At 40.2% G+C, this 13264-nt stretch carries 9 protein-coding genes; all 9 read left to right on the top strand.

The features are described from left to right. Positions 1 to 189: 189 nt before the first annotated feature. The 9 genes from VK159_RS04155 to VK159_RS04115 all read left to right on the top strand — a co-directional run bounded on the left by VK159_RS04155 (position 190) and on the right by VK159_RS04115 (position 13060). Entirely contained in the window at positions 190 to 3228 is a 3039-nt protein-coding gene (locus VK159_RS04155) for a TonB-dependent receptor (RefSeq protein WP_324228881.1), read from the top strand. 92 nt (positions 3229 to 3320) lie between these two features. Beyond that, positions 3321 to 4913 (top strand): RagB/SusD family nutrient uptake outer membrane protein, encoded by a 1593-nt coding sequence (locus VK159_RS04150; protein ID WP_324228880.1) that lies wholly within the window; start codon positions 3321 to 3323, stop codon positions 4911 to 4913. A 359-nt stretch (positions 4914 to 5272) separates the two neighbouring features. Beyond that, positions 5273 to 6130, top strand: coding sequence for a hypothetical protein (locus VK159_RS04145; RefSeq protein ID WP_324228879.1), 858 nt, complete (start codon positions 5273 to 5275; stop codon positions 6128 to 6130). A gap of 33 nt (positions 6131 to 6163) precedes the next feature. Further along, a complete protein-coding gene (locus VK159_RS04140; protein ID WP_324228878.1) occupies positions 6164 to 6580 on the top strand; it encodes a hypothetical protein in 417 nt (138 codons plus the stop codon). 89 nt (positions 6581 to 6669) lie between these two features. After that, positions 6670 to 7107, top strand: coding sequence for a globin family protein (locus VK159_RS04135; RefSeq protein ID WP_324228877.1), 438 nt, complete (start codon positions 6670 to 6672; stop codon positions 7105 to 7107). A gap of 55 nt (positions 7108 to 7162) precedes the next feature. After that, on the top strand, positions 7163 to 10714 hold the full coding sequence (locus VK159_RS04130; protein ID WP_324228876.1) for a sensor histidine kinase: 3552 nt from the start codon (positions 7163 to 7165) through the stop codon (positions 10712 to 10714). Beyond that, positions 10711 to 11448: a LytTR family DNA-binding domain-containing protein gene (locus VK159_RS04125; protein WP_324228875.1), complete on the top strand. Its 738-nt coding sequence runs from the start codon at positions 10711 to 10713 to the stop codon at positions 11446 to 11448. Before VK159_RS04130 ends, VK159_RS04125 begins: the two co-directional genes overlap by 4 nt. A gap of 60 nt (positions 11449 to 11508) precedes the next feature. Continuing rightward, the gene (locus tag VK159_RS04120) at positions 11509 to 11823 is read left to right on the top strand and encodes a DUF3467 domain-containing protein (protein ID WP_324228874.1); all 315 of its coding nucleotides are present in this window, start codon (positions 11509 to 11511) and stop codon (positions 11821 to 11823) included. Positions 11824 to 11983: 160 nt separating this feature from the next. After that, positions 11984 to 13060 carry an Ldh family oxidoreductase gene (locus VK159_RS04115; protein ID WP_324228873.1) on the top strand — a complete coding sequence of 359 codons (1077 nt, stop codon included), beginning with the start codon at positions 11984 to 11986 and terminating at the stop codon, positions 13058 to 13060. Positions 13061 to 13264: the final 204 nt, after the last annotated feature.

Here is a 13264-nt window from a genome sequence, read left to right as displayed (position 1 = left end):
TTTCTAACGCCGCCATTTGTTCTTTAATGAACTGAATACACCGCTTTTTTGAAGCGCTTACCCACCTGCCATGTAAAATTAAGTGACTTACTTAGTTGTGTAATTCTAAATCAAACTAAAACTGAAACGATGCTTGTGCTAAAAAGGAATTTACCCTCTCACATTGGCTTATTCTGCTTCTTGCTTTTAATGAGCCTTCAGTCATTTTCACAAACAACTACTGTTACCGGTACCGTTACAAATGCAGGAGATAATGCACCTGCTGTTGGTGTTTCAGTTGTTCAGCAAGGTTCAGAAAAGGGAACAACAACTGACCAGAAAGGCTTTTTCAGCTTAACTGTATCAGGCAGTAAACCTGTACTTATATTTAGTAGTGTAGGGTTTCAGACCTATACTTTAAATTGGGATGGATCGTCTGCTATTGCAATCCGTCTTGAACCCGAAGTTGCTTCATTACAGGATGTGGTTGTTGTAGGTTATGGTACGCAGAAAAAGATCAACCAAACCGGCGCTACACAAACATTTAAATTAAGTGAATCGGTAAACCAACCAGTCACCAATTCCGGGCAATTGATGTATGGCAGGTTTTCAGGTGTTCAATTAACTCAGGGAACCGGTTTGCCGGGAGCAGACGGATCCAGCATTACAATCCGGGGAATTGGATCATTTGGTTCAACAACTCCTTTAATCGTTATTGATAATATTCAGTATGAAAACCTGAGTGTGTTTAATAGTCTTGCTCCTTCTGATATTGAAAGTATTTCTGTGTTGAAAGATGCATCTGCCGGTGCTATCTATGGTGCCCGTGGTGCCAATGGTGTTGTGATCGTAACTACAAAAAAAGGGAAGAGCGGATCAATGAGCGTGGTCTATAATAATTACTTTGGTTTTCAGGAAGTAACGGTAGTTCCAAAATATTTGAATGCAATGGACTATGCTACTCTTATGAACGAAGCCCTTTTTAACAGAAGTGGTGCGTTGCCAAGATACAGCACTGCCAATATTGAGGCAATGCGTGATGGCTCAGACCCTGATCGTTTTGCAAATACCAATTGGGCCAACGAAATTTTACGCAGGGCGCCAATACAAAATCATTATATCTCTTTCAGTGGAGGTAACGACAAAACAACCTACAGGGCTTCATTTGGATATTTAACGCAGGAGGCTGTGGTACAAGGTAAATTCAAATCGGACAGATACAACATGAGTTTGAATTTAAATTCACAGCTTAAAAAATGGCTTTCGGTATCAAATTCTTTCAATGCTTATTGGTCAAGGTTTACAGGCCCGTCAGGTGGTGCCGGTGCTATTACGGGTGAAACCGGAATTATCAATCAGTTCCAGCGTTCAACTCCAACCGTACCTGTATATTATGCCAATGGAGAGTATGGTACAGTAGATGGCGTGTTTAATGCAAGTTTCCCTATCACGAATGCTATCAGGAGAGGTAATTTAGGAAGCAGTACAAGTGACGATCTCAATTTTGCCAACCGTTTTGGTGTAACAGCGAATATTACAAAAGATCTTTCTTTTGAAACCAGCGGCAGCTTTAACATCTTTACTACGCAGGAATCTAATTTTACACCACGTAATAAAACTGTTGACTGGGCTGGTCAGATTATTTCAGAAGCACCCATTAACTCGCTGTCTAACAGTTCTGCTCTTAATTACAGGTTGTTGAATGAAAACATCATGCGCTATCATCATGTGTTTAAATCTAAACATGATGTAGCAGTGCTCTTAGGACATTCAATTCAATATGGACGTAATGACAATTTTTCCGGTTCATTAAAGAATTTTCCAACTGATGGTTTGCAGGAATTTGACGCAGGAGGAGTATTGGAACCAAATGTTTCCGGTGGTGGTTCTGAATTCGCATTACAGTCATTTTTCTCCAGGATCAATTATATCTACGATGGCAAGTATCTGTTCGAGTTTAACATGAGAAGAGATGCTTCTTCAAGATTTTCATCTGCTAACAGGTATGGAAATTTTCCTTCTGCTTCTGTGGGCTGGAGATTGAGCCAGGAAAATTTTCTCAGCCGTATAAATTGGTTATCCGATCTTAAATTAAGGGCAAGTTGGGGAATTACAGGAAATGATAATATTGACAATTATCTCTATGCTCAAACGTATAATGTTAGTTTAGATTATTTCCTTGGAACAAACATTGTAAGTGGTGCTGCCCTTACCAGGTTAGCTAATCCAAATGTGAAGTGGGAAACAATTGAACAATATGACATTGGTCTTGATGCCGGATTTTTCAGAAACAAACTTTCTTTAACAGCCGATTATTTTAACCGTAAAAGTTATGATCTGCTGTATAGTAATTTCCCAATACCTGCTTCTATCGGAGTGGCGAACCTTGCAGCCATTAATGCTGCCAGCATGCTAAACAGAGGTGTTGAAGTTGTATTAAACTATAGAGACAGACTGAAAGGAGGATTGAACTATAGTGTTGGTGGCAGTATCAGCAAATTTGCAGATAATGAAGTAACCGGTTTAGGAGATCGTGGTTTAGAAAGTATTAGTGGAGTTAGTATTGTCAGAGTTGGTGTTCCGTATAACGCATATTTTGGCTATAAAGCTATTGGTATTTTTCAAACAGCCGATGAGGTAGCTAACTCTCCACGCCAGTTCAACAATCCTGCATTAACAAAGCCGGGAGACATTAAATACGCAGATATCTCGGGTGCTGATGGTAAACCTGATGGCGTAGTAAATGAACAAGACAGAACAATAATCGGCAACCCATATCCATCATGGATTTACAATTTCAACGCCAGTCTTGATTATAAAGGATTTGATCTGAATGTTGTTTTCGAAGGTATCGGAAATGTTGACCGCATATTTTATGACAATGGCCAACTGCCGTTTGAAGGAGATAGAAACAATGGATTAACCTATTGGATCAATCGCTGGACACCCACAAATCCTTCTACTAAATTGCCGAGGTTAGGTGGTTATAGTAATGCATTAATTTCAACATTCTACATTCAGGATGCTTCCTATTTACGAATGAAGAATCTTGAGATAGGATATTCGCTTCCTGCTTCATTGATCAATAAAGTTGGATTGTCAAAGCTGCGATTCTTTCTCAGTGGTCAGAATATCCTCACATTTACGAAGCTTGAAAATTTTGATCCGGAAAGAGCAAGAGGAAGAAACACTGATCAGAATGTGCCACTATACAAAGTTTACACGTTTGGTGTAAATGTGAAATTCTAATGTTTGGAAATTAAAATGATTACACTTTAAGTATTCATTCAAAATATAGCTTGTTATAAAAATCTTCGATTTAAACCATACAAAAAATGAGTATGAAAAAAATTATCATAGCAATAATCGCTTTCTCTTTAGCCGGTTGTTCTAAAGATTTTACAGAAAGGGAATCGCTTACACAAATTGCCAAGGAAAATTTCTGGCAGTCAGAGGCTGATGCACAGTTGGCAATAAACGGAATCTATGATGCTTTACAGGATCGTTCGTTGTACAGCGGTAATCTGAATGTTACCGCAGGGCTCACCATGTTTGATTGTTTTGGTGATAATATGTACAACAATTATAAGTGGCAAGGTATAGGTAATTTCATGATTGGAATAGGTACACCTAGTGATGGTATTTACTCAGGTATATGGAATTCATCTTACAAGGGTATCGGAAGGGCAAATGCTGCTATTGAGAATATTCAGAACATGTCAACCACACTCATCAGTCAGGATAAAAAGAATGCGTTTTTTGGACAGGCACTTTTTCTGCGTTCATTGTTTTATTTTAATCTCGCTGTTTATTTTGGAGATGTTCCATTAATTACCAAAGTACAAACACTAGACGAAGCATATGTTCCAAAAAACAGCTACCAGGAAGTAAGTGATCAAATCGTAAAGGATTTAACTGAAGCTGTAAATTTATTACCCGCAAGTTATCCGGCAGCTCAGTATGGTTATGCCACAAAAGGTGCTGCCCTTGGTTTATTGGCCAGGTTTCATCTTTACAATAAAAATTACCAGGGTGTGCTGGATGCAACATCAACTTTGCTCACGCTGGGTTATAATTTAAATACCAGTTACGCACAGTTGTTTACCGAGCAAGGTGAGCTGTCAAAAGAAGTTGTTTTTTCAGTACGCTTTAATCAGGATGTATCTAATAATGGTGAAATTTTTTCTGCAACCTTTCTTGGTAATCCGGCAATTGACAGAAATCCAATGCCTAACCTCGTGAAGGATTTTTATTGCACCGATGGCAAACCGATTACGACATCGCCTTTATATACACCCGGAACTCTTTGCAATAATGCACCGCAAAAGAATAACCGTGACCCTCGTTTAACAGCTTCTGTGTTTTTCGTTGGAGATGCATTTTTAACAGATCGTCCCACTGTTGTCATGAGAGCTGGTCAAGGTTGTGCAGCGCCAAATGGTGGCGGGCCACCCACGCATTATGGTCTTAAGAAGTATCTCAGAACAACATCAGTTTCATCAACAGGTATTAGTGTTGGTAATGCAGGTGGTCAGGATTTTTATATCATCCGTTATGCCGATGTATTATTAATGCGTGCCGAAGCATTGATCGAACTAAATCAATTAACGACTGAGGTTTATACGTTGATAAACACAGTGAGACAAAGAGTGAGTATGCCAACCGTTCAAAGTGTGGAAGGCGCATCTCTTAGTCAGGCTGCATTAAGAGACGTAGTAAGACACGAAAGAAGAGTTGAGCTTGCGTTTGAAGGATTGCGATATTATGATTTAAAGCGTTGGGGCGATGTTCAAAATGCATTTAACAGGGCGAAGGCAGACAATGTACCGGGTTACTCACCGATCTTTTTACCTGGTAAATCTGAAGTATTTCCAATACCACTCAGCGAGTTGAATGTAAATTCAAACCTGGTGCAGAATACTGTTTGGCAGTAAGTAAAATTTTATAACAGAAGTTTTCTGTTTGAAAGGGGAAGAGGTAATTCAATTACGAATTACCTCTTCCCCTTTATTATTTAATGGTCATCCGCAAAAAAGATCGGGTATTGGTTTGCCGGAATTTCACACAGGCTCTGTTAAAGTCAAAAAAACTTATCAGTTTTCATTCGCTCAAATAACAGGACGATAAATCCTTTAATTTAGAAAATATTCTTCCAAAAAGTTTCTAACTAAATGAATCGTTGCACCTGATTATTCATTGATTACCGCTTGGTAACCGCATTGTACCATCAAATAACTGACGCTTCTCCACATTTTTTTGCCGTACTACTTTCATGTTGTCAAATCAAGCATACATGAAAAAACACTTTTTAGCACACCGGCAGATTCACCGCTTATTGTTTTATGCGATAGCTGTTTTACTTATTCTTTCTTCCTGCAAAAAGAATAAGAGCGATATCAAAGCACCCCTTGATAAAACAAAACTCATCTCAGCAGTTTATATAAACGATACCATCTATGAAAAGTACTACTACAAAAACAACCGGCAGCTTACAAAAATTGAAAAGTTTTCAAAGAGTGGGATCTTAGAAACCATCTGGAACTATGAATATGATGAGGCGGGCGGTTTAAAGTCGTTGAAATCCTTTACACCTGATGGTACAGTAAAAACAAGCCATGAATATACAACGAACGCAATTGGACAAATTTCTCAAAGCAGGTTTAAAAATTTTACGAACAACTACAATGCTGTTTATGACTATGTGTACGATCCTTTAGCCAAAACAAAGATGTTGAGCTATACAGCATCAGATACTGTAGGTAATAAGCAAATAAAAGTAGAGTACCTCTACAACAATGGAATGCTGTCGGGCATCAATTACTCTCAGTTTCTTCCCGCAGGTATAGAAATGTATGCAAGTACTGAAATAAATATTACGAATGATGCCGCCAGCCTTAGCAGATACAAAGAAGTAACCGGATCATTACCTGAACCAAGACCGGATAATTGGTTAATTGATCACGTGGCCGAATCGTACAAGCAGTATTACTATACATCCGGTGAAGTAACTTATGAGCACCGTGCCGAACTAACGGAAAAGAAATACGATACAAAAGGGTATGTAACAAACTTAAAAACGACGATAATAAAAATAAAGCCGGCCGGGCCTGATATTGTAACACGGTTACGCTACGAATACGTAGAACTATAAACAGCTATTTTTTAAATACAAAACAAAACAATCATGAAAAAGCACTTTTTTTTAATGCTCACATCAGTACTTATTCTTGTAGCTTCCTGCAAAAAGTCAAACACAGAAACACCTGAATCACCACAACAGTTATCGCCGGTACTTGGTTACTGGACGGGTACTTACAACACAACCGGTTTTATTGGTTCATCCAAGTATGCAATGTTGATCAAACCAGGTGGTGTAGTGCGAGTGTATGATCTGGACGATAAGACCGATACATCTGCAATATCTGCATTGTCGAAAGCAGATGGTGTATGGACATTGAATGGAAACATCTTTCAAACATCGTACAAAAGCGGAGCAAAGATGGTAAACACTTCAGCCACAGTAAATGCTGCCTTTTCAAGCATGACGGGCACCTGGGCTTATGAAGGAGTAACGAAAGGCAATATTACATTGAGCAAGTAGTTTTATATTGAGAGGTTTATGGTTAACCCATGGAAAACGCCTCTGCTAAAGAGGCTTTTCCTGGTTTTTTAAAATTCAAAAGATCAGATATGACACAACAACAAGTGAATCTCGTACAGCAATCATGGGGGCAGGTGCTTCCTATTGCAAAGCAGGCAGGTCTTCTTTTTTACAGTAAACTATTTGAAGCAGCGCCAGGCGTTCGCCCTTTATTTAAACCCGACATCAGCGAACAGGCAAATAAACTCGTTACCATTTTGGGCTATGTAGTTTCAAAACTCAACCGCATGGAAGAGTTATTGCCCGAAGTGCAAAAGCTTGGCGCACGACATAACAGCTATGGTGCAGAAGCTGCGCATTACGAAGTGGTGGGCCAATGCCTCATTGCTACTTTAAAAGAAGGGTTGGGTGATGCGTGGACACCCGAAGTGCAGAATGCCTGGATCACCGCTTATAATACACTCAAAAATGTCATGATCGTGGCGCAGGAAGAAGATAGTCACCGTCAAGTGAAAATATCAGCTTAAGAAAGACTGTATACTAACAGAAGTATGAATTATTTTTAAAGAGCATTTCTATGGAATGTTGAAACTGTTTTTACATAAAGCGTTACTAATCACATTCACAGCAGCTGTATATACTATAGCTGCTGTTGGGCAATTGCCCGATTACCAATTGGGCGTTGTGCAGGAGCAGGAGGGATTGAAAACATCTGATGTGATCAACATGGCAAAGGATAACGAAGGTTTTCTTTGGCTCGCTATGCAAAGTGGTGTGCAACGTTTCGATGGAAGAAATACACTTGATTTTCCATTTCGTGAATCCGTGAGCAGGATTCTGATTGATGCAGGCGGAAAAAAATGGGTAATCACAAGACAGGCTGTTTATCTTTTCATCAACCATCATACAGGTTTTCAGCAAGTATTGTTTGAAAAATCAGGCGAACCAATTCTCGTGAGTTTATATGAAACGAACAATGGCGTAATCAATGCAATTGGAGCAGCGGGACACTTCAGCTATCATGAAACAGCGAAGGAGTTTAAACGAAAAGATGCTGCATCGTTGGGCCGGTTAAAAAAAGCAAACAGGTATTTTGATCAATTTGAAGAGGCTCTTTTTTTTGGAAGCGGCGATTCGTTGTTCCGCTATCAGCAAAAAACAAAACAAACCGATGCATTTTGGGTGGGAAGTTTGTATGATGCAATTCCTGTCAGTCAAAATGAACTATTGATTTCTACAACGGGCTTTGAAACATATCGTATTAATTTTCTGACGAAAGAAAAGAAACTGCTGACGGCGCATCCACAACCCGATCCATCAACAAATAATCTCGTTTTATTCGACGGTATTGAATTAAGCAAGGGGCGCTTTTTATTTTCCGGCACCAAAGGTCTAGTTGAATACAATACGGTTACAGGCACACTCAGTTTTCCTGTTTTTTATAACAATGGACGATTGCTTGAAAATCAAACTTCTGTCAGGTCATTTTACAAAGACAAAAAAGGTACTGTTTACATGACGCATGTAGACGGTATTTTTTTTATGAACAGCAGCGGCAGTATTATCCAGTATTTCCGGAACTATCGTTTTGGAAATGTGCAGATGCCGGATAATGATGTGCGGAGTTTTTCAGAAGATGCGGAAGGAAATATCTGGATGGCTACCATCAACGGTATTGTGCGGCTCAATATGCAAACCGGCGAACTGAAAATAATTGAGCCGTTTAATAAATCGGCCAGTGTGGAAGTGCCATCGAATAGGCAGGTGTTGAACGATGGTGATTATGTTTGGGTTGGCACATCGGGTAACGGCGTACGGTTATACGACAAACGAAAGAATACTTACCAATCATTTGTTTTCCCAGCAACGGAAGAGGGTAAAAGACAAGCTGAAGCCTTTAACCGTTCGTATATATGGCGTATTGTAAAACTCCGCAACAACAACGTATTATCTGTAGGTGGCAGTCGAATCTTTCTTACAGATGCAACTACACTTGCAACACAGCAATTGAAATTATACAATCAAACGTTTTTGTCCCGTGCAGCTGTACAGGATTCAGCAGGAAGGATCTGGCATGGTACCACAGCCGGATTTACTTGTTTTGATACCTCCTTCAAGTGGTTGTTTTCGGTAAAAGATTCACTTACCGACAGAAGGGCTGCATCATTTTGCGAATGGAAGAAAGATCAAATGCTCGTCGGCTCAAAAGGTTTGTACGAAGTTGTTGTGAAGGATAACAAGATCATTTCATTTCAAAAGAAGAAAGCAATTCCTGCTGAACGATTGATCTATTGCATGCAACAGGATCAATTTGGTTTTGTGTGGATGGGAACTGATGATGGTATTTTTCGTTATGATCCCGTGCTGGATGAAGCAGTGATGTTTGATGAAACCGATCATGTGCAATCGCAGGCATTTAACAGCGATGCTGCTTTCCGCAGTAAAACAGGAATGATCTTTATGGGTGGGAAAAATGGTGTAAACTTTTTTGATCCTTCTAAATACATTTATCAGCCACAACAACTGTATCCGCTTGTTGCTTCCTTTTCAGTAAACGGAAATGATTCTGTTTTCTTTCAAACAAGCGGGCTGTATAACATTCCTTACAACAGCAACAATATTGATTTTGTCATAAGTGCACCTGAATTTAAAAATCCATTTCGTATTCAATACCGCTACAGGTTAAACAATGGGGAAAACGGATGGGTGAATACGGGCTTCAACAACCGCATCCGCATCAGTAAACTCCAACCGGGTAACTATCAGTTACAGGTATCGGCCGGTTACGATGGTAAAACCTGGTTCGATTGTGCAGATGCTCTATCCTTTGTTGTATTGAAACCTTGGTGGCAAACGTGGTGGTTCCGTTTGCTTTGCATCGCCGGTCTTGCATTACTCATCTGGGGTTTTATGCATTACCGAAAAAGAAAAAAAGAAGCGGCTGAATTAAAGCGAACCATTGAATATTTTACTTACTCCGGTTCCGCCGATTCATCTGCTGAATTAATTCTGTGGGATATTGCACGTAATTGTATTTCACGCCTCGGCTTTGAAGATTGTGTGATCTATTTGTTAGATGAAGAGCGGAATGTATTGTTGCAAAAAGCAGCTTATGGCGATAAGAATCCCAAAGCATTTGAAATTGCTAATCTCATTGAAATACCCGTTGGCAAAGGTATCACCGGCTATGTAGCAAAAACAGGAAAAGCCGAGCTTGTAAATGATACATCAAAAGATGAACGTTATATTGTTGATGATGAAAATCGTTTATCAGAATTGGCTGTGCCCATTATTCATGACGGGAAAGTCATTGGCGTCATTGATTCAGAACATCACCGGAAAGATTTCTTTACTAATCATCACCTGCATACGCTGCAAACCATTTCTTCGCTTTGTGCAGCTAAAATTGCAACCTCTGTTGCAGTGGAAGCTGCAAAAAATGCAGAGAATAAATTACTGTTGCTGAACGGACGAATGCTGGAATCAAAATTCCTGAACCTGCGTTTGCAGATGAATCCGCATTTCCTCTTCAATATTCTTACATCCATTCAATACCTGATTGTAAGTGGACAAATCAATAAAGCCACCGATTATCTCAACATCTTCTCCACCTTTTTGCGTTCACTGTTGAATTTTGCAGAGCAAACAGTAGTAACACTTGAGGAGGAGTTACGTATTCTTCGCATGTATGTGGAGCTTGAATCGCTTTGTCTTGATGAATCATTTATCTGGAACGTTGATATTGATGAAGAGATAGAACAGGAAGATGTGTTGGTTCCGTTTATGTTATTGCAACCATTTGTTGAGAATGCCATCAATCATGGACTTATCAATAAGATCGGCGAAAAACGTTTTCACATCAGCATCAAGGAGAATGACGAAGATTCATTGCTGTGCAGCATAGAAGATAACGGAATTGGTCGTGAAGCGGCACAAGTCATCAAACAAAAAAATCTTTCATCGGTATTGCACGAAAGCAAAGCCATCAGCATTGTGCAGGAGCGATTGGAATTACTGCAACAAAAAACAGGTAAGAAAGCAGGCTTTCACATTGAAGACCTTTTTGAAAACGGACAACCATCCGGTACCCGGGTACACATCATTATTCCTTACTACACAAAAGAAGAAACATGATCAAAGCAATGATTGTTGACGATAAAACAGCAGCTATTGAATTGCTTCGCTGGATCATTAAAGAAAAATGCCCGGACATCAGCTCCGTTGTGTCGGCTATTTCTGTGAGTGAAGCATTGCCGCTCATTGAAAATTTTAAACCCGATCTTGTTTTTCTTGATATACAAATGCCGCAGCAAAGTGGTTTCGATCTGTTGTCGGCCATTAAGAAATGGAATTTTGAAGTGGTGTTTACAACTGCTTATAATGAATTTGCCATCCAGGCCATTCGTTTCAGCGCATTGGATTATTTGTTGAAACCTGTACAGGCCGATGAACTGGTGAAAGCAGTTGAACGCTTTAAAGTAAAACGCATTTATGCCCCCGCAGGCGAAGAGTTGTATAGGAATTTTTTGCAGAATGTTTCAGCACGGCAAAAACGTTTGGCACTGCCGGGTGTAAACGATATCAAGTATGTGGAGCTGGAAGATATTATTCGTCTGCAGGCCGAACGGAACTATACCCGATTCTTTTTTGCTGATGGAAAAGAATTTCTCTCAGCCAAAACATTAAAGGAATATGAGGAAATGCTGAATGATGCCGGTTTTGTAAGAGTGCACCGCACACATCTGGTAAATACCCGTTTCATCAAGGCATACGAACGGGAAGGAGTACTGCTGTTGAAAGATGATTCCGAAGTGGAAGTTTCCCGTCGTAAAAAGGAACAATTGGTCAAGTATCTCAAAACAATATAGCCGTTTTCTTTCCTTCGTTGCGGGCCTTATCTGTTGTATATTTGCTGCTCAATTATTTTTATGGACGAACAACAAGCAAATCCTAATCAGCTCAACATCGAGATCACAGAAGAAGTAGCGGAAGGTTCTTATGCCAACCTCGCCATCATTACACACAGTCATGCAGAATTTGTGATCGACTTTGTAAACGTTATGCCCGGCACACCCAAAAGTAAAGTAAAATCAAGGATCATTTTTACACCGCAACATGCCAAGCGTTTTATGAAAGCGCTCACGGAAAATATACATCGCTTTGAAGCTGCGAATGGTGCTATCCGAGATCTGGAAGAAATGCAGATACCGTTGAATTTTGGCGGGCCAACTGCGCAAGCGTAAGAGGAGTGATGAGTAATCAGTGATGAGTGGATGAATACCGGCATTGGTTTTCATGGCATCATTTGTTGCGTCGCAATCACTTCGTCTGTAATGCAATTATCATCATTCGTTCGCATGTTTAATTGTGTCATTAATTGTTGATTTCTTTTCGTGTAGCAATATGGAGCAAGTGTTTTCTTATCCGCATTTATTTTCGTTTACAAAAAATGTATTCCTGTCGATGGGTTGCAGCGAAGCTGATGCAACTATTGCAACAACTGTATTGTTATCCGCCGATTTGCGAGGTATTGATTCGCATGGTGTAGCAAGGCTTAGTGGTTATGTGCGTTTGTGGGAAGCAAAACGGATCAATGCAACACCCAACATTAAAGTGATTCATGAAACACCGTCAACCGCAGTTGTTGATGGCGATAGTGGATTGGGTTTGGTGGTTGCGCCATTTGCAATGAATGTGGCTATTGAAAAAGCAACCAATGTCGGCAGCGGATGGGTGAGTGTACAAAACAGTAATCATTTTGGTATTGCAGGTTATCATGCAATGATGGCCTTGCAACACGATATGATCGGCATGGCCATGACCAATGCATCTGCATTAGTTGCACCAACGTTTTCTACTGAACGTATGCTGGGCACCAATCCAATTGCTGTAGCAGTGCCAAGTGGAAACGAACCGCCTTTTGTTGCAGACATGGCAACAACAACTGCTGCAAACGGTAAACTTGAAATTCTGCAACGCAAAAGTCTTGAAGCACCAATCGGTTGGATTCAGGATGCAGATGGTGAAGCAACAACGGATGCACATGCACTAAAAAACAAAGGCGCATTATTGCCTTTGGGAAGCGATAAAGAACATGGCAGTCATAAAGGCTATGCACTGGGAAGTATTGTTGATATTTTTTCAGCTGTATTGAGCGGTGCCAATTATGGTCCGTGGGTGCCGCCCTTCCCGGCTTACGTGCCCATGCCGGAGAATCAACCGGGCAAAGGATTGGGTCATTTTCTTGGGGCGATGCGTATCGATGCATTCCGCAAAGCCGACGATTTTAAGAAAGACATGGACAACTGGATCCAACGTTTCCGTTCTGCCAAAACCATTGAAGGATACGATCAGGTGCTCATTCCCGGTGATCCCGAACGTTTGTTTGAAATTCAACGAATGAAAGACGGTATCCCTTTATTGGAAACAGTTGCAGAAGATTTAGCAAAAGTTGGACAGAAATTCAATCTCTCTCTTTAATTTTGCAACCCGTTCGAATATGGTTTGCTGTGCGGGTGTTTCTTTTGCCTGAGCATTGAAATGAGGTTGTTGCACTTCGGCTGTTAAAGATTATTTCAACTTTAATAAGACGGTGGGGGGAGTGATGAAGAAATTCGTCGGGGAGGTGATGTAGGAAGATGAGTGATGAATGATCAGTGATGAGTAGTCATCTATCAGCTATGA

Origin of the sequence: Lacibacter sp. (assembly GCF_035299325.1) — a bacterium.
Taxonomy (GTDB): domain Bacteria; phylum Bacteroidota; class Bacteroidia; order Chitinophagales; family Chitinophagaceae; genus Lacibacter.
The sequence above is the reverse complement of the archived record's forward strand: the minus strand, read 5'-3'. Positions and strand labels throughout refer to the sequence as shown.